The organism is Microseira sp. BLCC-F43 (genome assembly GCF_041929235.1).
Lineage (GTDB): Bacteria > Cyanobacteriota > Cyanobacteriia > Cyanobacteriales > Aerosakkonemataceae > Microseira.
The window spans coordinates 1-19,869 of record NZ_JBHFNP010000305.1; the positions used below are offsets into that span (position 1 = coordinate 1).

32 protein-coding genes and 1 pseudogene are annotated in these 19,869 nt (G+C 44.9%); 13 read left to right on the plus strand and 20 right to left on the minus strand.

The genetic code is table 11. The features are described from left to right. The 10 genes from ACE1CM_RS40255 to ACE1CM_RS40300 all read right to left on the minus strand — a co-directional run. Positions 1-764: protein kinase (locus ACE1CM_RS40255; RefSeq protein ID WP_374884690.1), on the minus strand; the 764-nt coding region annotated here is incomplete at its 3' end. Between the two features lie 225 nt (positions 765-989). Beyond that, complete coding sequence (locus ACE1CM_RS40260) at positions 990-1,247, minus strand: hypothetical protein (protein WP_374884692.1); 258 nt, start codon at positions 1,245-1,247, stop codon at positions 990-992. Positions 1,248-1,280: 33 nt separating this feature from the next. Beyond that, positions 1,281-2,150, minus strand: coding sequence for a YsnF/AvaK domain-containing protein (locus tag ACE1CM_RS40265; protein ID WP_374884694.1), 870 nt, complete (start codon positions 2,148-2,150; stop codon positions 1,281-1,283). Between the two features lie 402 nt (positions 2,151-2,552). Further along, entirely contained in the window at positions 2,553-3,428 is an 876-nt protein-coding gene (locus ACE1CM_RS40270; RefSeq protein ID WP_374884695.1) for a DUF2382 domain-containing protein, read from the minus strand. Positions 3,429-3,698: 270 nt separating this feature from the next. Then, positions 3,699-4,409 (minus strand): hypothetical protein, encoded by a 711-nt coding sequence (locus tag ACE1CM_RS40275; protein ID WP_374884696.1) that lies wholly within the window; start codon positions 4,407-4,409, stop codon positions 3,699-3,701. Positions 4,410-4,676: 267 nt separating this feature from the next. Further along, entirely contained in the window at positions 4,677-4,892 is a 216-nt protein-coding gene (locus ACE1CM_RS40280; protein WP_374884697.1) for a hypothetical protein, read from the minus strand. Positions 4,893-5,069: 177 nt separating this feature from the next. Continuing rightward, positions 5,070-5,399 carry a hypothetical protein gene (locus ACE1CM_RS40285; protein WP_374884698.1) on the minus strand — a complete coding sequence of 110 codons (330 nt, stop codon included), beginning with the start codon at positions 5,397-5,399 and terminating at the stop codon, positions 5,070-5,072. Further along, positions 5,396-6,232 carry an efflux RND transporter periplasmic adaptor subunit gene (locus ACE1CM_RS40290; RefSeq protein ID WP_374884737.1) on the minus strand — a complete coding sequence of 279 codons (837 nt, stop codon included), beginning with the start codon at positions 6,230-6,232 and terminating at the stop codon, positions 5,396-5,398. The genes ACE1CM_RS40285 and ACE1CM_RS40290 overlap by 4 nt, the downstream gene beginning before the upstream one ends. 151 nt (positions 6,233-6,383) lie before the next feature. Next, positions 6,384-6,680 carry a hypothetical protein gene (locus tag ACE1CM_RS40295; RefSeq protein WP_374884699.1) on the minus strand — a complete coding sequence of 99 codons (297 nt, stop codon included), beginning with the start codon at positions 6,678-6,680 and terminating at the stop codon, positions 6,384-6,386. A gap of 230 nt (positions 6,681-6,910) precedes the next feature. Beyond that, positions 6,911-7,195, minus strand: a complete 285-nt coding sequence (locus tag ACE1CM_RS40300) for a glycosyltransferase (protein WP_374884700.1) — start codon at positions 7,193-7,195, stop codon at positions 6,911-6,913. A 500-nt stretch (positions 7,196-7,695) separates the two neighbouring features. Here ACE1CM_RS40300 and ACE1CM_RS40305 point away from each other — a divergent pair, with 500 nt between their 5' ends. The 3 genes from ACE1CM_RS40305 (at position 7,696) to ACE1CM_RS40315 (ending at position 10,162) form a co-directional block, all read left to right on the plus strand. Further along, the gene (locus tag ACE1CM_RS40305) at positions 7,696-8,340 is read left to right on the plus strand and encodes a bifunctional 4-hydroxy-2-oxoglutarate aldolase/2-dehydro-3-deoxy-phosphogluconate aldolase (protein WP_374884701.1); all 645 of its coding nucleotides are present in this window, start codon (positions 7,696-7,698) and stop codon (positions 8,338-8,340) included. Between the two features lie 253 nt (positions 8,341-8,593). Next, positions 8,594-9,136, plus strand: a complete 543-nt coding sequence (locus ACE1CM_RS40310) for a L,D-transpeptidase (protein WP_374884703.1) — start codon at positions 8,594-8,596, stop codon at positions 9,134-9,136. 522 nt (positions 9,137-9,658) lie between these two features. Then, positions 9,659-10,162: a L,D-transpeptidase gene (locus tag ACE1CM_RS40315; RefSeq protein WP_374884705.1), complete on the plus strand. Its 504-nt coding sequence runs from the start codon at positions 9,659-9,661 to the stop codon at positions 10,160-10,162. Positions 10,163-10,231: 69 nt separating this feature from the next. Here the strand turns inward: ACE1CM_RS40315 and ACE1CM_RS40320 are convergent. After that, positions 10,232-11,623: pseudogene (locus tag ACE1CM_RS40320) on the minus strand (NB-ARC domain-containing protein). A gap of 238 nt (positions 11,624-11,861) precedes the next feature. Here ACE1CM_RS40320 and ACE1CM_RS40325 point away from each other — a divergent pair. After that, positions 11,862-12,416 carry an RDD family protein gene (locus ACE1CM_RS40325; RefSeq protein WP_374884707.1) on the plus strand — a complete coding sequence of 185 codons (555 nt, stop codon included), beginning with the start codon at positions 11,862-11,864 and terminating at the stop codon, positions 12,414-12,416. An 81-nt stretch (positions 12,417-12,497) separates the two neighbouring features. Beyond that, a complete protein-coding gene (locus ACE1CM_RS40330) occupies positions 12,498-12,692 on the plus strand; it encodes a hypothetical protein (protein ID WP_374884709.1) in 195 nt (64 codons plus the stop codon). Between the two features lie 14 nt (positions 12,693-12,706). Here the strand turns inward: ACE1CM_RS40330 and ACE1CM_RS40335 are convergent, their stop codons facing one another. The 5 genes from ACE1CM_RS40335 to ACE1CM_RS40355 all read right to left on the minus strand — a co-directional run bounded on the left by ACE1CM_RS40335 (position 12,707) and on the right by ACE1CM_RS40355 (position 14,761). Further along, positions 12,707-13,105, minus strand: coding sequence for a type II toxin-antitoxin system VapC family toxin (locus ACE1CM_RS40335; RefSeq protein WP_374884711.1), 399 nt, complete (start codon positions 13,103-13,105; stop codon positions 12,707-12,709). Beyond that, positions 13,102-13,347, minus strand: coding sequence for a type II toxin-antitoxin system Phd/YefM family antitoxin (locus ACE1CM_RS40340; RefSeq protein WP_374884712.1), 246 nt, complete (start codon positions 13,345-13,347; stop codon positions 13,102-13,104). Before ACE1CM_RS40340 ends, ACE1CM_RS40335 begins: the two co-directional genes overlap by 4 nt. A gap of 491 nt (positions 13,348-13,838) precedes the next feature. Continuing rightward, entirely contained in the window at positions 13,839-14,258 is a 420-nt protein-coding gene (locus tag ACE1CM_RS40345; protein WP_374884713.1) for a type II toxin-antitoxin system VapC family toxin, read from the minus strand. Beyond that, a complete protein-coding gene (locus ACE1CM_RS40350; protein ID WP_374884715.1) occupies positions 14,258-14,530 on the minus strand; it encodes a hypothetical protein in 273 nt (90 codons plus the stop codon). The genes ACE1CM_RS40345 and ACE1CM_RS40350 overlap by 1 nt, the downstream gene beginning before the upstream one ends. 27 nt (positions 14,531-14,557) lie before the next feature. Beyond that, positions 14,558-14,761, minus strand: a complete 204-nt coding sequence (locus tag ACE1CM_RS40355) for a hypothetical protein (protein WP_374884717.1) — start codon at positions 14,759-14,761, stop codon at positions 14,558-14,560. A 26-nt stretch (positions 14,762-14,787) separates the two neighbouring features. Between ACE1CM_RS40355 and ACE1CM_RS40360 the strand changes: the two genes are divergently transcribed. From ACE1CM_RS40360 to ACE1CM_RS40375, 4 genes are all read left to right on the plus strand, one after another. Beyond that, on the plus strand, positions 14,788-15,054 hold the full coding sequence (locus ACE1CM_RS40360) for a hypothetical protein (protein WP_374884719.1): 267 nt from the start codon (positions 14,788-14,790) through the stop codon (positions 15,052-15,054). Positions 15,055-15,084: 30 nt separating this feature from the next. Then, complete coding sequence (locus tag ACE1CM_RS40365; protein WP_374884721.1) at positions 15,085-15,372, plus strand: type II toxin-antitoxin system RelE/ParE family toxin; 288 nt, start codon at positions 15,085-15,087, stop codon at positions 15,370-15,372. Positions 15,373-15,644: 272 nt separating this feature from the next. Beyond that, entirely contained in the window at positions 15,645-15,866 is a 222-nt protein-coding gene (locus tag ACE1CM_RS40370) for a hypothetical protein (RefSeq protein ID WP_374884722.1), read from the plus strand. After that, complete coding sequence (locus ACE1CM_RS40375) at positions 15,866-16,147, plus strand: type II toxin-antitoxin system VapC family toxin (RefSeq protein ID WP_374884724.1); 282 nt, start codon at positions 15,866-15,868, stop codon at positions 16,145-16,147. The genes ACE1CM_RS40370 and ACE1CM_RS40375 overlap by 1 nt, the downstream gene beginning before the upstream one ends. A gap of 374 nt (positions 16,148-16,521) precedes the next feature. Here the strand turns inward: ACE1CM_RS40375 and ACE1CM_RS40380 are convergent, their stop codons facing one another. Further along, entirely contained in the window at positions 16,522-16,854 is a 333-nt protein-coding gene (locus tag ACE1CM_RS40380) for a XisI protein (RefSeq protein ID WP_374884725.1), read from the minus strand. A gap of 89 nt (positions 16,855-16,943) precedes the next feature. Further along, a complete protein-coding gene (locus ACE1CM_RS40385; RefSeq protein WP_374884727.1) occupies positions 16,944-17,261 on the minus strand; it encodes a XisH family protein in 318 nt (105 codons plus the stop codon). Positions 17,262-17,450: 189 nt separating this feature from the next. Here ACE1CM_RS40385 and ACE1CM_RS40390 point away from each other — a divergent pair, with 189 nt between their 5' ends. Together ACE1CM_RS40390 and ACE1CM_RS40395 are read left to right on the plus strand one after the other, a co-directional pair. Then, positions 17,451-17,723, plus strand: a complete 273-nt coding sequence (locus ACE1CM_RS40390) for a hypothetical protein (RefSeq protein ID WP_374884728.1) — start codon at positions 17,451-17,453, stop codon at positions 17,721-17,723. Further along, positions 17,720-18,085, plus strand: a complete 366-nt coding sequence (locus ACE1CM_RS40395) for a clan AA aspartic protease (protein ID WP_374884729.1) — start codon at positions 17,720-17,722, stop codon at positions 18,083-18,085. Before ACE1CM_RS40390 ends, ACE1CM_RS40395 begins: the two co-directional genes overlap by 4 nt. Before the next feature lie 44 nt (positions 18,086-18,129). On the opposite strand, the gene ACE1CM_RS40400 is transcribed toward ACE1CM_RS40395, so the two are convergent. Continuing rightward, complete coding sequence (locus ACE1CM_RS40400) at positions 18,130-18,345, minus strand: hypothetical protein (protein ID WP_374884731.1); 216 nt, start codon at positions 18,343-18,345, stop codon at positions 18,130-18,132. A 30-nt stretch (positions 18,346-18,375) separates the two neighbouring features. Between ACE1CM_RS40400 and ACE1CM_RS40405 the strand changes: the two genes are divergently transcribed. Both ACE1CM_RS40405 and ACE1CM_RS40410 read left to right on the plus strand, forming a co-directional pair. Next, positions 18,376-18,528, plus strand: a complete 153-nt coding sequence (locus ACE1CM_RS40405) for a hypothetical protein (protein ID WP_374884733.1) — start codon at positions 18,376-18,378, stop codon at positions 18,526-18,528. A 298-nt stretch (positions 18,529-18,826) separates the two neighbouring features. Next, entirely contained in the window at positions 18,827-19,372 is a 546-nt protein-coding gene (locus ACE1CM_RS40410) for a L,D-transpeptidase (RefSeq protein WP_374884734.1), read from the plus strand. Between the two features lie 218 nt (positions 19,373-19,590). Here the strand turns inward: ACE1CM_RS40410 and ACE1CM_RS40415 are convergent. After that, positions 19,591-19,869: hypothetical protein (locus ACE1CM_RS40415; protein WP_374884736.1), on the minus strand; the 279-nt coding region annotated here is incomplete at its 5' end.

Sequence of the window (19,869 nt, forward strand, 5' to 3'; positions counted from 1 at the left end):
CCCCCTGCCCCGGCCTGCGAAGGGGGATCCCCCCCGCCCCCCGCAACCCACGGGGGCTCCCCCCCTGCCCCCGCAAGCCACGGGGGCTCCCCCCCTGCCCCCGCCCGCGAAGGGGGAGCCCCCCCTGCCCCCGCAAGCGAAGGGGGGGTGCGTTCCCCCCCTTGCGAAGGGGTATCCCCCCCTGCCCCCGCAAGCGAAGGGGGGGTGCGTTCCCCCCCTTGGGAAGGGGGGGTAGGGGGGGATCGCAGCATGATGTTAGATGGTTTAATATCGCGATGCAGATATTGCCTAGTATGGACTAGATGTAAAATTGCAGCTATTTGTTCTAACCAATTGAGGGCTTGTTCTTGGCTAATTGGTTGATTTCCTCGCTGTTGTAGCCATTCTTCTAAGTTGACGCCCTCGATTTTTTCCATGCCAATGGAGTGCAACCGGATGCCATTTCTGGTTTGATATGGGAAATAGCCATCAACTTTGGGAATACCGGGGTTATTTAGTTGCCCTAATACGGCTGCTTCTTGCTCGAATAATTCTACGGCTTTGGCGTTGCGGTTGAGGTCTTCTTTGAGTACTTTAAGAATTTTGGGGGTGTTGCCTTCGTAAGCTTCATAAACTTTGCCAAAGCCTGTTTTATCGCTCAAAAGACGAGTTACCCGATATCGCCCTGCTATTTCTAGGGGTGAACCGCAACCTTGGCAGAAGCGGCTGTTACCATCGGCAGGGTTGTCTGGTTGAGGGCAGATCGGGTTAATGCAAAGGCTCATGGCTGGCAGCGAGGTACTGTATTAGTAGTATAGAATGGGATGCGATCGCACCAACATAACCAACATAACTGCATCTAGAATACCTTGCCAGCTATCTTGCTATTCCGTATGGGTGTAGGGGCAAGGCAATACAAATATTTTGGTAAAAACCCAACAATATCATCATGCCGATTGGGTGTAGGGGCACGGCAATACAAATATTTTGGTCAACACCCAACAATATCATCATGCCGATTGGGTGTAGGGGCACGGCAATACAAATATTTTGGTAAAAAACCCAACCATATCATCATGCCGATTGGGTGTAGGGGCAAGGCAATACAAATATTTTGGTAAAAAACCCAACCATATCATCATGCCGATTGGGTGTAGGGGCAAGGCAATACAAATATTTTGGTCAACACCCAACCATATCATCATGCCGATTGGGTGTAGGGGCAAGGCAATACAAATATTTTGGTCAACACCCAACAATATCATCATGCCGTGCCCCTACAAGCACCAACTGAATCGATATTACTGCCCCGAACAGCGATTAAACCATTCTTGATAAGTTTGCTGATGCCTGTCATCTTCGAGGACAATTTCCACGCGCACGTACTTGCATCCGTGATTTCGCTGCTTGGAAATTGCATCTAACAGCAAACTCGCCGTTCTCGGAGAATTAAATACGCCGCTGACAGTTGGTTGATTATCTTGGGTTGCAATTTTATCTGGTTCAACTTCAGCAATTTCTTCCGCTTGTCCTAGATCGATTTCTGCTAATTGTCTGCGGTCTGGGCCGACTTGTTCTACTATGAGTTTCTCGCGTCGGACTGGAACTTGCACGATCCGAGTTTCGACTTGTTTGCGGACAATTACATCGCCCAGTTTCTGTTTTTTCAGGTCAACTACCAGTCGTTCTTCCAGTAAGCGAATCACTTCTTCTTCGACTACATCCAGCGGCTCAGCATATTCTGGTGAGTCATCTTTTGATTCAGTAACAGGGGGCATTTCTGAAATACTACTAGGAATTACTATCGGTTTCTGCGTTGTTATTTTAGGCTTAGCATCTTGCTTTTCGGAGGGTTTATATTCGGGCAGGTTGTCTATTTCGGCTTTGCTCAGGTCTACGATTGCCGATTTATTTTCCGAGTCCACTTGCTGAATGTGGCTGCTTCTTAATAAAAACAAGCGGGAGCCGTTATAATTATCAGCTTCAGATACAACTAAGTTTAGCTGACGCGCCGAGTCGATCGCCACATCCTTCACTTGCCCCATGACAAATCCTTGCTTGTCTAGGACGGAAAAATTTTTGAGCTTACTCTTCAATTTTTCCATCAATACTTTTATCCGAAGATTGTGCTGGTAAGATTCAATTTTGTTGATGGACGTTGAATTAGTCATTTTTTTAAACCTTCTTGAAGAGGAGGCGGAGACGGGGGGACACGGGGACGCTCTGACACTCCATGGTAGGCGCCAGGAGATTTCAACAAGGAAGAATTTTCTTCATAAGAGCGCGTTTAAATTCGGGAGGCTATTGACCGGGAACTTCTCACTTGACAATGGTCGCTTAGAGCGTCTCCCCAACTCCTTTGTCTGGTGCGTCTTCTTGGTGAAAGCAAGCATTTTCAGAATTTACGCTCATATTCCGGGTTTCTCTGAAAAATCGTTGATTTGGAAACGAGAGATTTACAAAGAAACAAAGGTGATGGCAAGGTCGTGCGTAAGTCCTGATTTTTATTAAAAGTAGGGTACTTGTGCTAGCACCCTACTTTTAGACTAAATCGCGCTCGTGAGGCAAGCTGCTTAAATTAGGTCAGAACGGGTGTTATTGGGTTGCTCAACAACAGGAGTGCCGTCGGTATTGACATCTAATTCTTCCCGACGAATGGTGTCTTGAGCTTCAACGGTATCCCGATCTACCACTTTCTTGACTCGGACTTCTTCGCGCACAAATGCTTCTTTGTGAATGTCGGGAGTTTCTTCGTAGAGTTCGACCCGCGCCACTTCCCCTTCTTGGAAAGCAACTTCACCAGGATTAACTCGAGTCCCAGCTTCTGATGGGGTAACTCGCTCAATCACAACTCGTTCTTTTTCGATGGGAACGGAAACTCGTGCGGTTTCGGTTTCAACGCGTTTACCAACTGCTACTTCTCCAGCTTTGTAGCGGTTCTTGTTAGCAATTAGCCGTTCTTCGTAGAGTCTGAAGGTTTGATGATCGCGCTCGTTCAAGCCAAATAAATTGGGTTCGCGCTCGTAGTTGTAGCTATTGCGATCGTAACTTGAGTAGTCAGCGGTAGTGTCAACGGGTGCCGATGCTTCTACAGGTTGAGTGCGGTAAACGCCTCTGACTCGCTCTTCGTAATCGTAATCCGCTGTCATGCGATCGCTGTACTCAGGCAAGTTTTCCGCTTGCTCTCTCGTCATCCCGATCGCATATACGCGATCTGCATTATAGTCGATGCGGGTACGACCAATTGGCAGCAATACTTTCTTGCCAAAAATCCAAAAACCTAAGTCAACCACCAAATACCGAAAATGACCGTTTTCATCGACTAGCACATCGCTAACCGTGCCAATCTTTTCATTGCCTTCGGCGTAGACGCCTAGCCCTTTTACATCATCACCTTCAAACGTTTCGCGATAGTTTGGATCGAAATCCTCTAATTTTAGAAGTGCCATGCCACTGTTCCTCTAATTTTTCACATCTGATACTCTTTAATTTATTGATAATTTTGCTTGGCTTCCTCTTACTACGGACTGACTTAACTCTCTTTTTCAGCGGCTTCAAGGATGATTTATTCCCGGTGATTTTCAGAAATTATAAATCTGCCAAAAAGTAGATGTTTAAATTACTGGGAATGGGTAATGGGTAATGGGTAATGGGTAATTGTCAGGAGTCTACCGCCTTTTAATCAAATTACCAATTAGCTATTACCAATTAGCACTATCCTAGTTGTAGTAGAACTGTGCAATGCGGCGAGCGATCGCGTTCCACCTGGAATCGCCCGTGACTGACGCCCAGTAAGCAAAACCCCGATAAACTATTCTGGGGTCTACAAGTTTGACTTCACCCGTTCGTCGCGTTTCCTGTCCGCCGGTGCGGGTATTGCCCTCGCTGTTAATTTCTCCAGTTGGCAGAATTCTAGTTTGCGCCCATGTTAACGCTTTGTTAATCATTGCGGTGACTCTGGGTGCGAGGGGGTCGTTGGGGAAGTAGATCAACCACCGCTGTGCGTAGACTACCCCCGCAACTTGATAACTGCTGTCATAACCGTCTTTTTCTGGGTTAACGCCGTCTAATTCTTGAAGGGATAAAGCTTGTTGAATTAACTGGCGAGAGTAGTTAATTAATTCGCGATCGCCTGTTAATTTACCAGTCAATCCTAGCGCAGTGGCAACTAAATAAAAGCGATGGGTATAAGGTTCGTTGCTAGTAGTACCCCGCCTCCAAACTTGGGGCGAAATCATCCAGCGGGCGGCGCGATGTAACAGGGGGGTGTAGAATGCAATTTTATCGGCGTATTGTCGCGATTGGGGAGATTGTTGAAGTATTAAAAGCGTGCGAGCAACTGCTGCTACAAAAAAAGAAGCGCTGTGGAAGCCACCTGCTCCTTTAAAACTACCATCGGCAGCTTGTTGGGCAAATCCCCAATCAAACATTTTAAATCCCGCCGCGATCGCTTGCGGATCGTTTTTAATTAACCCGCCAAGAATGGCTTCTTCACCATAGCGTTGCGTTTCTATGTACCAGTTGCTTGCTTGTCCCCGTTCCCATTCCCCCAGGCATAGATAAAATCCAACCTAACACCGTAGCGTAGCGTCTCCTTGTCTTTGCGTCCCCGCGTCTTCTTCGGTGAGAAATTACTTGGATCCAGATGATTGGTAAAACTAAGATACTGCCAAAACCCGTGGCTGCGATCGCTAGATTCACCAACCAATCAAATTGACTGAAATTAACCCACAAACTCTCAACCCCATGACCAATCCCAATCCGGGTAAAAACTTGCCCATATCTTTGACAAAAACGTTCAGCCCGTCGTTTTCGATGCCCAAATAAAGCGCAAATAAAACAATGACAATCCCGGAAACCGTACAACCCCAACCTTTGCCGATGTATTGGAAAAACTTGTTATTATAACCCATGCCTTATAATAAAAGATAGTCCCAAGATGCCATTTGAAAAAATCGACTATCTTTGATGTTAAATTCAAATACTGATGTGGTAGGCCGTGTTTGAGCTAGCAATATATTTTGCTTCCACTGAGCTTGGACTTCCGGAAAGTTTTCTTTCACGTGGTCGCTGACGGCTTCGGCTTGGTCCTAGTATGCCTTGGCAACAAAGTTGACCTCTGGCGTCAAATTTACAACAAAACAAGGAAACAGTAACGCTGCAATCAATGCACTCCAAATTAGCAGACGCGGCGCTTGTTTGAGACTTAATAAAAAAGTGAAAGCTAAACCAAATACAGCTAACCATATCGAAAAAAGTATAGCTGCATTGAGCCAATAAAAATTGATGCCAAATGTATCGATTACTTCAGTTGGTAAACGATCCGGAAAAAATGCTCCCAATGCGAGCAAGCCAGACCCCATTATAAGCGAGATTCTTTCTCGATTAAACCAGTTAAACCATCCCAGAATTTTTTTCATTTATTTTTGTAATAAGCCTCCATTTTGTTAGGTTGATTCTGCGCTTCTACCGGAGCGATTTCTAAGCGATCGCCTGGATTTAAAGCCCTCGCTGAAAGTACAACCTGTTCCCCTGGCTGCAAGCCTTCTAGTACTTCTCTCTGGTTATCAAATATCCTCCCAAGCTTGACTTTTCTGACGGCTGCTTTACCCTCAACTGCCACCATTACCATGGCTTCACCAGCAGATAAATGAGTCACGGCACTTTCGGGAATTACTAAGCTCGTTTTACCTTTATCAAACTGCACGTAACCTTGCAATCCACGCGGCATTTGCAGTCCCTCAACTGCCACCCAAACTGAATAAGTATACTGCCGATCGATTCCCACTCTACCCGGTCTAACTGCCTCGGTTTCTACGGTAGGATTGAGTCGAATCACTCGTGCTTGAAACGCGCGTCCGGGATAGGAAACCAACCGAAGGGTTGCCACATCTCCTAAGTTAATCGCATTCAGTTTTGCTTGGTCGATATAAGCTTTAAAAACTACATCCTGCGTCATCTTAACTAAGGAATTGCGAGGAGCTGCCACTTCTCCACTATGAATAAAAACTCGACTCACCAAACCATCCATACTGGCATAAATAACCGTTCTATCTAAATCTCTCAGCGCTTCTTGCAGTTCAATTCGACTGTTTTCCCTTGCCAGACGAGCATTCGCGATCTCTTTATCTAGATTTTTTTGGGCTAATTCTAACTCTTTTTGTGGCGAAATTACTTCGGTTTGGCGAGGAATTTGAAAATCTTTGTTTACCGGCTGATTTTGCGTATTAATTACCCCTTCCCCGCGAGTAATTCTCGCTTCCGAGTCGCATAAATATCTTCCATATCATAAAGTTGGAACTTGGAAATAGCCCCCTGTTCGGCAAGCGATCGGATTTGTTTCAGTTTTTGTTCCGCCGTTGGCAATCTGACTTAGCCAAAAATACCAAGCTTTTCTAAATTGGCTAGCGTCCAGCCGAGATTCCAACCATTGTTAGGTCAGCGGATTGAGATTGAGGTAGCTTAATTTTACGACCTTCAGTTTGGAACCACCACCATAATTTGCCAAAATCAATCGCTGAAGAAATCAGACGCCCTTTACCAAATTTAGTTTGACCAGAGTAGCGCGGATGCCAGGGTGTAGGAATTTCTGTGACGCGATGTCCCTGTGCTGCCAGCACTGCTAATAGGTAGCGATGGGTAATTTTTTCGATGGGTAAATTAGCCACTAAATCGCGGCGGACTAATTTAATCCAGTTCATGTCGTGAATTTCTAAACCAAAGGCTAAACGACAAGTTTTATTAGCAATTGTTGAAGCTAAAATTTTGCCTTCTCCACGCCCTTGTCGCCAACCAGCAACGGCATCTACCCCTGGGATACATGCTTCTATCAGCCAAGGTAAATCAGTGCGTGGGTCAGATTCTAAATCTGCTTGTCCCCAAAAAATCTAATCTGTTTTGACATGGCCTAAAGCGGTTTTCCATCCGCCAGTTACGCCCCGCCGTTGCGGATGGCGAATGACTTGCAAGAATTTAATTGTTTCATCAAACGGGCAAGGATTTGGGGACTGTTATCCGTACTGCCATCGTCAACTAACAGGACTGGCAATTTGTAGCCCAGATTTTGGAAAGTTTGCTCTAGCTTAGACACGAGTCGTTCTAAGTTGCCTTCCTCGTTCAACGCTGGAATGACAACTGTAATCGAATGACTCTCTGACAAAGGTAGAGGCGCAAGAGTTGGGCGTCTTAAAACACTTGTACTATTTGCGTTAACCATCTCTCAATTTTTCCTTTCCGTAAGCTTTTACTGCTGTCATCTATTCCTGCGAATATTCATACACCTATGCAGCAGTTTTATGGTTCGTCACGAGCAAGTTGTGTTAATTCTTAGCGTTTTAGTACGTATTAATACGGTGAATAATCCCAGGCACGAGAGATTTTCGTTACTGATTTTCCCTATGTCGAGCATCTTGGTTTTTCAATCAATATATTATACGTAAATAAAAAATTTATGATTTTAAAGTTTCTGTATTTTTAGCATGAAGTTGGGATGAAGCGAGAGATTTTTATTTCGCCGAACCGCAGAATTCTAGAAGATAACAGTAAAATTACAGAGGCTAATTTGATGACAATACAGTTAAAATAGATTTAACTTACGTATTATCACTGAAATTAAAAATCTAAGTATTAAGTTATGTTAAAAAAAGTAAATAAAGTAAAAGATAAGTCACAAAGTATTAAGAGAAGTTGAGAGTGTTAAATTAAAACAAGAAAGCTATGGAAAAGATGTATAATAAGGAAATTTTGCTAACGCTGTTGCGCGCGGAAAGAGCGATCGCAGTCATCCGCGCCCCAGAAATGGAATTAGGGCGTCAAATGGCACTGGCGGTAGCAGCGGGGGGAATGGGACTGATAGAAATTACCTGGAATAGCGATCGCGCACCGGAATTAATTAGCAATCTGCGCGCGGAACTTCCAGATTGTACGATCGGAAGTGGGACTCTATTAGATGTTCTCCAGCTGCGAGAAGCGATCGCAGCTGGGGCGCAGTTCCTCTTCACCCCCCACGTTAATCCAGTCCTGATTCACGCAGCAGTAGAAGCTGGCGTCCCCATCATACCGGGTGCTATGTCACCGACGGAAATTGTCACCGCACATCAAGCGGGTGCGAGTTGCGTCAAAGTCTTCCCCATCTCTGCGGTAGGAGGAGTAAGCTATATCAAAAGCTTGCAAGCGCCGCTGGGTGAGATTCCCCTCATTCCTACTGGCGGCGTAACCCTGGAAAATGCCAAAGAATTTATCAAGGCAGGTGCGATCGCGGTAGGATTATCCGGTGAATTATTTCCGCAAAAATTAGTGCAACTGGGAGATTGGGAAAGCATCCGCTACAAGGCATATCGCTTGCGCCAAAATCTAACTTAAATAGGACTTACGCTCACCCATCCGGGTTTCTAGGAAAAATCCTTGGTTTGGCAACTCGAGATATGCCTCCCTTCCGCACTCGCGGAAGCAGCTGGAAACTTTGGTGATAGCCTCGTCGGGCGAAAGTCTAACTTAAAGTGACCGATCGGACTATGCCGATCTACCATAAAAAAAACTATGCCTTAGTTGCTGCGATCGCCGCAAAAACTAGGGGAGCCAGTTTTAAATTTTCTGTCTGAGGAGTGATGCAAAAATGAAAAAGCTTATTTCTTCTTTCTGGCTGCGTTGTTCTTCGGCGTTAGCTGTCGGTACTTTGCTAAGCATGGGTGCATTTTCGGCTTGGTCAAGACCATCCCCTTCCGCTTGGTCGAAACCATCCCCAACCGATACTGTTTCAGTACAGGATAAAATCGCTAACAAAATTCTCTCTTTGCAAGAATCCGAGCAACGCTGGATTCAAATTGACCTTTCAAGTCAACGGCTAATTGCTTGGGAAGGTTCAACACCCGTCTACGCCGTGATTGTTTCCACCGGAAAACGTGCAACCCCCACCCGCGTCGGCACTTTTGCGGTTAAAACCAAGCATGTCAGTACCCGGATGACCGGGCCGGGGTACGATGTCAGCAACGTGCCGCATACCATGTATTACCATCGAGGCTATGCGATTCACGGCGCTTACTGGCATAAAAAGTTTGGCACTCCCGTCAGCCACGGGTGCATTAACGTAGCGGTGGATCACGCTAAATGGTTGTTCAAATGGGCTGCGGTGGGAACGCCGGTAGTTGTGCATGATTAATTCAGGACTTATATCATGTCCGGTCTATTACCCTTAATGGGTTGTAGGGAACATCCGAGATATTTTGGCAGATACAAATAACTTAAAGATGCCGTGCCCCTACATGCGGGGTATCTGTGCGGCAACCCTGAAAAAAGAAACCCGGTTTCTAGGTCGCCCAAGGTAAAAGCCAAAAGCAAAAATTATTTCACTTTTGCCTTTTTCCCATTAAAAACAGGACTTACGCGCGATGAGGCCATCACCAAAGTTTCGACCTTTTTCATAGAAACTTTGGTGTTTGCGTAATATCATGTCCTTAGGCATCGGTTGTGTATAGTCGATTGTGCGAAAAGCTGTTTTTTTCCCTCCCACCTGCTCACCTGCTCACCTGCTCACCCTAAGCCTAACGCTACCAAAGCAAGCGGACATGATATAAGTCATTAAAAAATTATCTCAGTTGCTGAAATTGGCACTGGAAAGTTTGTAGTTAACCTCCGGAAAGGAATCCTTAAATTTACCAGGTTGTTTGGGAGGTTAAAAGCAATGAAAGCTAAGACTGGAATTTTGTGGGCAAGTACGGCATTATCTCTTGCAGCTTTGTGTGCGATTTCTTTCCCGGCTATAGCGGTACCAGAATCAGGGGGAAATAGACAAGATCGGATTGCTCAAACTATTGTGACACTCAAGCGATCGCAGAATCGTTGGATTGAAGTTGACCTCTCGGATCAGCGCCTAACTGGTTGGGAAGGCGAAACGCAAGTTTTCTCCTATCTTGTTTCCACAGGTAAGGCTGCAACTCCCACCCCGACGGGTGTGTTTTCGGTTCAATTTAAACGCATTTCGGATCGGATGCGAGGCGAAGATTACAACGTTCCTAATGTTCCCTACGCGATGTACTTTTCTGGAGGTTATGCGATTCACGGCGCTTACTGGCACAATCGCTTTGGTACGCCAGTCAGCCACGGTTGCGTCAATGTCAGAGTCGATCGCGCTGAAAGGTTGTTCAATTGGGCTTCAGTGGGAACGCCAGTAGTTATTCATCGATAGATCTCTCCAAAAAACAACCTCAAAGACAGAAAGACAGGCGAGACGCCTATCCCACAAGAATTACAAGAGTTATTGGAGAAGTCTAATAGACATCCCTTTGATATACTGCCTCATTACAGGTGGCAGAATGTAACAATTTGCTTGTTGTTCGATCAAGCACCGCCGCGATAAAGATTGCAGCGCGTTGACTAAATCTGATGATGGAATTGTGCTATTTTCTAGCAATTTGGCTAGGTTGATGGGAGCGGTTTCTTTTGCCAATAAGGAGAGGACTTGTTTTTCGATTTGGGATATGCGATCGCACACCTGCTGCAAAACATCTTTCAAATCTTCTGGCAACAATATCGGATCAATTGGTAATAACTCATTCACCCATCCTCCCAACTCAACAATCTGATTCGCCACGCTTTTTAACCACAACGGATTGCCTTGGTAGCGGTGAATGATTGCTGAGTAGTTATCGATTTCTGCCAATCCATAATCTCTCAGTATTTCCCGTCCCGCTGCAACATCTAAACCAGCAAGTTGTAAGGTACGAATGCCCGTATTTTGGCTTTTGACTTGAGGCACGTCTCTTGGTTGTTCCCAACCGATTAACAGAAAGCAACTTTGATGGGATAAATTTTATATCTGCTTAAAAAAAGAGCGATATTCTTCGTATCCTGGTTTATATTTTCCTGCCAATTCGCCGCTACTGAAAAGGTTGTGAACGTCATCTAAGACTATTAAACAGCGATTCTTTTGTAAATACTTAATTAGAGGTAAAGGTTTTTGCTTAGTTGGGGGTGAATCTTGCTTTTCTGATTCGGAAAAAAACTGTATTAGTGTATGTTGAAATTCGTCTAGGGTGTGCGATTCATCTAGACTGCACCATATTACGTACTCAAACTCATCTTTTATTTGTTGAACGAGTTGCACAGCTAGCGTTGTTTTGCCAATTCCGCTGATACCTGTAAGCGCTATTAAGCGACAGCGTTGTTGCAAAATCCAGGTCGTGAGGGTGTCGAGTTCGGGGATGCGATCGTAAAAAGCACCCAACTCCGGCATCTCGCTTAAATCTTGATGCGATGTTTCAGTTTGTTTCGAGTTAGATATTTCCTCATTATGTGAGTTTGGTATATCTGGCGGGTGTCTACTTTCTCCACAGATGTTGAAACTACCGCTCACGTTTTGTGCAAAGTGTGCAAAGTTTAAAACATTAGAGTTTTGAAACCTCTCCATTGTCGATCGCAAATTCGATTTACTAACCTTTTCCCCTAGTCCTTCTGAAAGTATCCGCCATAATTCCGAACCCGCATTCCTAACACTACTTTCAGAACAGTCAAAATCCTTAGCTATTTGCTTATATGTCTCGCGTTGTATAGTTCCCCGCAGTACCGCTTCTTGTAAATCGTCAAGGTGCTGACCCGTTTTGGTAAATACTATCTCGTCAGCGAGTTTTAACGCTTCTTTAAGGTTCATCGGGGCAGGGAAATGTGAGGATTTTGTGTATTATAGCTCACATTTCGCGACTTTTTAGTACATTTTTGTACATTTTTGTACAAAGCTAGATTAAAAATAGTGAATTTAGGGTAAAAATGTCGGCAAAATTAAACATTTTTTAGGCAGACAAAGCCTGGATTTATCAATGATTCTGGTGAAGAGTATTAAAGCATAAATTTAGGGATTAAGCGCTTGCCGTTTTATACCTTGTAATAGTGTGTTAGACCGCAGTTGCAGTCTAATTAATACTTATGCCGCTCAAGCTATTGGTAAGGGCAGTATCCTGAAGCTCTATGTCTGTGTTCAGCCATTAAGGATTTTAGAAATGCAGTATGCGAACATTGGAAAGCGTTTCTTAGCTTTTCTCCTTGACTTGATTATCTCGTTTGTCTTAGCCTCAATCGTCTATGCGTTACTATTGGCGTTTTTTTCAGCGCTATTGACAAGCGTTACGACCAGTTCTGAAGCTAGCAATCAACTAGGTTTTTTGATATTGATCGTTGTGGGTTGGCTTTACCACTCGATCAATCATAACTCTCCTAGACAGGCAACGCTCGGTAAAAGAGCCTTTGAGCTGATTGTATGTGACCTAAATGGAAATAAAATTTCTTTTGCCAGGGCAACCGGAAGGTATTTTGCTTTTGTATTCTTCACTTTATCAGCTCTAGCTGACTTTCTTCCAGTTCCCTTCACTCAAAAGAGTCAGGCACTTCATGATTTGATTGCTGGAACTGTAGTAATTGAAAAAAACACCAAAAGCCAGAGTCAATAGTGATATTGTAGGTTGGGTTACGCAAGCAAACCCAACCTCTTTTTTCCCCACAATCTTATCCATTTCCACCATGCCAATGCGATGATTGGACGGATAGCGATCGCCTACGACACGCACTCGCGATTCCGCGAAGCGGATCGCCCTTTGGGCGAATCGCACCACCAAAATAAACAGCGATCGCCTTTTTCCTGGATCGATTGTCTATGGGATATGCCTACAGCACGCACTCGCGTGAAGCGAAGCTATCGCGTCAGCGAATCGCCCCATGTAAACTGAGGATTGAAATCTCACTAATTGGCTGCCCAAAGAAGGGATAAATCGCTGTATAGCTTGAAGATTGGATCTGCACTCACAAGCGTCATACCCTCAATTTGAGCTTGGGCAATCAGCATTCGATCGAAAGGATCTTTATGATGCAATGGTAACGCAGCCGCTCGCAAGGCTGATGGTGCTGTAATTTCCAGATATCGCATATCTAACAGCATCATCCGCGTCGAAATATAACTATCTATTGGTTCTGGCAATGGCAACTTTCCGATTGCAACTTTGATCCCTATTTCCCAAATACTAGCAACAGAAAACCACAATTCGTTGGTTTCATCGGTAATCTGTGCAATCGCTTCCTCATTCAATCTTTCTGGTTCGGCAAACCACCACAACCAACACTGCGTATCCAGCAAAAGCTTCACTCTTCATCCCCCTCGAATCCTGCCATAATCTCTTTTGGCAAAGGAGCGTTGAAGTCTTCTGGTACGATAAATCTCCCTCGATCTTGCCCTAAACTAGCTCGTCGATTGGATGAGGTACGAAACGGAACCAATTTTGCGATCGGGATACCTTGATTTGAAATAACGATCTCTTCTCCAAGTTCCACACGGGACAATAGTCGTGAGAGATTCGTTTGAGCTTGATCGATATTTACCGTTTCCATACAGGTTAATAAACTAAGTCCATAAACTAAGTTTAGCTCAAGTTATACAAATTACATTTGAAGACACTGAGATTTACGCAAGTGCGATCGCACTTCCTTGTCCGCCCTAGTTGACGCATGTTACCCAACCTCTTTTTTCACTCACAATCTTATCCATTTCCACCATGAAAATGCGATGATTGGACAGATAGCGATATGCCAAGGGCTAGCTACGCGATCACCTACGACACGCTGCGCGATATGCCAAGGGCTAGCTACGCGATAATGCTACGCATCGCTTACGCGATCGCACTACCAAAATAAAGAGCGATCGCCTTTTTCCTGGCTCGATTGTCTATGGGATATGCCTACAGCACGCACTCGCGATTCCGCGAAGCGGATCGCCCTTTGGGCGAATCGCACTACCAAAATCAAGAGCGATCGCCCCTTCAATCAATGTTTCTTTAAATTACTCTTTTGAGTTGCATTGCTATCAACCCATCTCGAGGCATTTACCCATCAACAACTACCAACTCCACGCCGCAGCGAGTTGCCGCTTCTGCTAATCGGGTATCAAGTGTTGCGATTGGCAATTCCAATCGTAGTGCTAACTCTAAATATGCCGCATCATAAGCTGCTAAACCTTCTTGTCGTCCTAGTGCTAAAGTTGACGAGAGTGCATTAGTATGTGTAGCTTCATCAACGTGAATTAACAGTGACTGTAACAAAGCAATAGCTAGCTCTGATTGCTCAGTCGTCATGCGGTTACGTCGTTCGGCAACCAGTAGAGTATTAGCAACTTCTAGCGACCAAATCAGCGGTACAAATGCTTCAGAGTCCGGCATCATTGCCAATATAGCATTGGCATAATCGTCATTTTCATCCACCAAGCACCAACTGATTGCTACAGAACAATCCAAAACAAACTGCATTAAAACCTGCGCCCCTCGTCAATCATTTCGCGGATTGAACTTTTATCCAATGCCACTTGTTGCCGCAGTTGTCGCATTCTGGCAATTGCTTCAGTAATTGATTTTTTAGTAGTCATCTTGCCCCAAGCGTTATATTTTGGCTTAGTTTCCTCAGATGGTAGCGGCTGTACAACTACTACCACTTCAACAGAAGTATCTTTAAACTCAGCGGGCATCTGGAGAAGCAATATGCCATCTTTGCCAATATGCGATCGCAGCTTCATTGTTTCCATGTCAGACTCCAGAAACTTTGAGCAATTCTAGCTTACCTCATAGCAGGAAGCGTGCCATATGCCTCCCTTCCGCTGCGCGTGAAGCGAAGCTATCGCGCAAGCGAATCGCACCTCCTTTTCCAAGGCGATATGCCTCCCTTCCGCTGCGCGATCGCACAAGCTGGCATCAAGAGCGATCGCCTCATCCAACACACCCCTTCGAGCGGCTAGATCGAGACTGGTTATACTCAAAATATCAATCCTCCGAACATGCCGCGATGACTATCAAAGAACTCCTCCTACAAGAAATCGATAGCACCCCTGACGAATTGCTCACAGAGCTTCTGAGCTTGGTGCGAAGTCTCAAATCCTCTCCAAACAGCCAACTCAATATCTACGAACAACAGAAGGAGCGAATCGACTACCTCGAAGCCATTATTGGTATCCGCAAAGGACTCGAAAGCTTCTCACGAGGTGAAGGTATCCCAACCGATCAAGCTATGACAGCGCTACAGCAGCAGTTCAACATTCCCCCACGTCCATGAGTTATCAAGTCCTCATCCAACCACCCGCCTTTGCAGAAATCGAAACCGCCTACCGTTGGATGTGCGATGATCTCAGTCCTGATGCGGCTTTCTCAATGGTACTACGACCTTCAAGACGCGATCGCATCCCTACAACAGTTTCCTTACCGTTGCTCAGTTGCACCTGAAGCTGCCATCATTAGTCGGGAAATTCGACAACTGTGGGTTGGTAAAAGAAGAACCTATAGGATTCTGTTTGTAGTCGAAGGCGATAGCATCGCAATATTACACGTTCGTCACAGCCGCCAAGCTCCTCTAGGTACTGAGCCGCCAGAGTAATCGCATCAAACAAACAATCAATTAGGTTAGGTTGAAACAAGGAAACCCAACATCTTTTTTTACTCACAATCTTATCCATTTCCAGCATGACAATGCGATGATTGGACGGAGAGCGATATGCCAAGGGCACGCTGCGCGAACGCCTACAACACGCACTCGCGATAATGCTACGCATCGCTTACGCGAACGCACAACCTGGCATCAAGAGCGATCGCTATCTGCGGTACAATAAAGGTAAAATGTAAAATTAACGCTCGGTTTGTTTGATACAGATGACATTACAAGAACTGCAAAAAGAAATACTGCAATTGCCAACTAGCGATCGCTGGCAGTTAGTGCAAACTATTCTAGAGTCACTAAAACGGGAAACACTCCCTATGTTGAAGCAGCGAAATCTGTCTCGGCTGCGAGGAATTGCAAAGAGTTCGGTGGTAGCAGATAATACCGATCCTCAAGAAGATTATGCTACCTACCTCACAGAAAAGTATAAGTAATGAAAGTTCTAATTGATACAAATGTAGTGATGGATTTCTTACAAGAACGAGAGCCATTTGTAGAAAATGCAGCGGCACTATTTGAGCGAATTGATGCTGGAGAGATTGAGGGATTTATTGCAGCAACGACCATCACCAACATCTATTACATAGTTCGTAAAGCAGCAGGGGCGGTAGTGGCTCAAAATGCGATCGCCCAAATCCTGACAGATTTAAACATTTGTCCAGTAGATAGAGATGTGTTGGAACGAGCAATTTCACTGAATTTTCGTGATGCGTGAGGATGCAGTGCAATATGTATGTGGAGTCTTGCATAGTGTGGATGCAATAGTGACTCGCGATGCGTCTGGATTTGTTGGTGCCCAGATTCCAGTAGTGTCGCCTGAAGAGCTTGATACCGTCAATAACGGTGAATGAAGAAAACAATACAACATAGTGCGATCGCGCTTCCTTCTAGGTTAGGTTGAAACAAGGAAACCCAACATCTTTTTCACTCACAATCTTATCCATTTCCACCATGACAATGCGATGATTGGACGGATAGCGATATGCCAAGGGCTAGCTATGCGATAATGCTACGCATCGCTTACGCGAACGCACTACCAAAACAAAGAGCGATCGCATCCCAAACAGATGAGACTCTACCTCAAACAAATTAGCTCACAGCAAACTCAGTGAATTGCCGAACATAAGGTGAACGGAATCCCAAGACAATATCTGTTTTTGGCACACCCATTTCTGTCAATTGATTGGCAATTCCCTCTTCGGTAAAATCTCGCTGAATCCAAATTTTGCCATCTTGGATATCGATATGAATTGGACAACCGTGAAGTCGTTCTTCATCTCGCCATCCTACATACAGCAATAAATAGCGATCGCGTTCCGTATCAAAAACAATTTGAGCGTTATTTACATCTGCTTCCGAGCGCTCCCTTGCGTGTTGTTCTATAACTTTTTTAACCAATTCACGATAATTTAGTTTTTCCATAACGCTATCTCCTGTTTCTGAACGTGAAAAACTAGCAATTTTATTTGATATCTTTTAACCACTTCTTGCACAAATGAATCTGTAAAAAATTATTGATAAATATCTCTGGTTATAGCTAAATACAGTATCCGTTCAGGTTCCAGTTTTTCCAACGCTACCTGATAGTTAATAAATTGACCGACCGCTGTATGAAATTCCGAGATTGCAGATAAACCAACAAAACTCTTGACCTCTACAGCTATCTTTTGATTTCCCTTTTGAGCCGATAGTAACTTTTGCGCTGCCAAGTCCACCTTCATGGTAACTTCCTGACTGGGTTGCAAAAACAGCGGTTCATTGGTAATTGTCCATCCATCTTTCTCCAAAGCCGAGCGCACTGTATTGTGAAAAATATCTTTAGCGGACATAATTTAATAATAAAATTCCTATGAATATTTTAGCTTAATTCATTTTCACCATACCAATGCGATGATTGGACGAATAGCGATATGCCTACGACACGCTATGCGATCGCACGGCAATATAGCACCCTGTTTACCCGTAAGATATCATAAAGGAATTCAATCAAGGCAGCGGATCGATCGGGAGGCGAGACTATGCAAGTAATCCTTTTAAGTCGCGAAGAGGTTGCACTTCGTGCAAAGAAGTTGTACGAAAGCAGCATCCGTCAACAAGTGGAAGTGGAAGAAAACATCGGCAAGATGGTCATCATCGACATTGAATCAGGAGACTACGAAGTAGATGAAACTGGATTAAAAGCAGCCCGCCTCCTCAGCGCAAAACATCCAAACGCCCGTCTCTTCGGCATCCGGATTGGATACAATGTAGCTGTGTCATTTGGTGGAGTCATGGAGCGTGTCTACAAGTGATTTCCGGCATTGTGACTGATAGACACCCAACCGTCACGTTGACATTTCTGTTGCCCAACGGCTCAACTCTACCGATTGAATTTGTCATCGATACAGGATTTACTGGAGATCTTTGCTTGCCGCAAGAAGCAGTTTCATTATTGAGGTTACCTTTCATATACGATCTCGCAGCAAACTTAGCAGACAACAGCGAGGTTTTACTGCCAGTCCATGAAGCAGTTGTCATCTGGAATGGGGAAGAACGAGAAGTTCGCGTACTTGCTACAGGGCGAAGACCTTTACTTGGAACTTGCTTGCTAGAGGAACATGAACTTGTAGTGCAGTTCACTGAGGGCGGGTTGGTGACGATTGAAGAGTTGTAATAAGCACCAACTGATGGCTACAGAACAATCCAATACAAACTGCATTAAAACCTGCGCCCCTCTTCAATCATTTCGCGGATTGAACTTTTATCCAATCCAACTTCTTGCCGCAGTTGTCGCATTTTGCCAATTGCTTCAGTAATTGATTGTTTAGTAATAAGCTTTCCCCAAGCGTTATACTTTGGCTTAGTTTCCTCAGATGATAGCGGCTGTACAACTACCACTACCTCAACAGAAGTGTCTTTAAAATCCGTGGGCATCTCGATTTGTAATATGCCATCTTTTCCAATATGCGTTCGCGTAGCGTGCCGGAGGCATTCGCAGCTTTATTGTTTCCATTTCAGACAAGAGAAACTTTGAGCAATTCTAGCTTATCTCTAGTAGGAAGCTTGCGATCGCACCACCTGGCATCAAGAGCGATCGCGTTTCTCCTTTACGGATAGCGATCCCCGAGCGGTTCAAATGTAGCACCCTTTACTCAAAACTGGATAAAAAGCAATAGTTGGCAACAATTATTAACTATTGGCTTGTCAATCTTTACCGTCAAATGCTTGGCAACTAACTTTAAGGGATGCAAAATAGATTTCAGTCCAAAATTAAACGAAATTGCGTGCATCCGTAGTAAGGCAGCAATTTTTAACCATATTTTCCAGATTTAGATCGGCAATGGCACCCGATCTGGATCGGGAAATTCTTAAGGTAAAGTAAAACAGTTTTGTAGTTTGAGGAGGCAGTTAAGTTATGGGAAACCTGATACGCTTGATGCGATCGTCGCGCTCCCTTGGTTTTTGGGCAGCGATCGCCCTGATTCTAGTGACTATGTTTCCCTGGTCAGCACCTGCAAACGCAGCACCCAGGTCACAACGGCAAAGAATCTCATCGGTATCGAGTCGCCATCATCGCGCCCGCCTGCGCGTCAAACACCGCCCCGCCCACCGGGGACGCTGGATAGAAGTAAACTTGTCCAGACAGCGTTTAATCGCCTGGGAAAACGGCAGGGTCGTTTATTCGACGGCAATTTCCAGCGGTAAGCGCGGGACTCCCACTCGCCGGGGTGTATTTGCCATTCAAAGCAAGTACCGCGCCAAGACGATGCGGGGACGGGGATACGTCGCGCCTAACGTTCCCTACACCATGTTCTACTCTGGCGGCTATGCCATCCACGGCGCTTACTGGCATAATCGCTTTGGCAGGCCCGTCAGCCACGGATGCGTAAATCTGCCTGTAGGTCAAGCCCGCAGGCTGTATAGTTGGGCTGGAGTAGGGACAAGAGTAGTAGTGCGTTAGGGAATTTTAGATTTCAGATTGCAGATTTTAGATTTGATTTAAATCTGCAATCTGCAACCTCAAAACTGACGCAAATAAACCAGGTTGCGATGAAAAACGATCCGCAATCTTGTAGGGACAAGGCATCCGAGATATTCTTTCCAAGTGAAAATTGTACGATCGCCTTGTCCCTACCCGAATTTATGAAAAACGATCCGCAATCTTGTAGGGACAAGTCATCAGAAATATTCTGTATAAATGAAAATTTGATGATTGCCGTGTCCCGGCGCTGCAAACCCGAAGAAAAAAGATCCGCAATCTTGTAGGGACACGGCATCAGAAATATTCTTTCCAAGTGAAAATTGTCCGCTCGCCGTGTCCCGACGCGAATTGAAGAAAAACGATCCGCAATCTTGTAGGGACACGGCATCCAAGATATTCTGGATAAATGAAAATTTGATGATTGCCGTGTCCCGAAGGGAATTGAAGAAAAACGATCCGCAATCTTGTAGGGACAC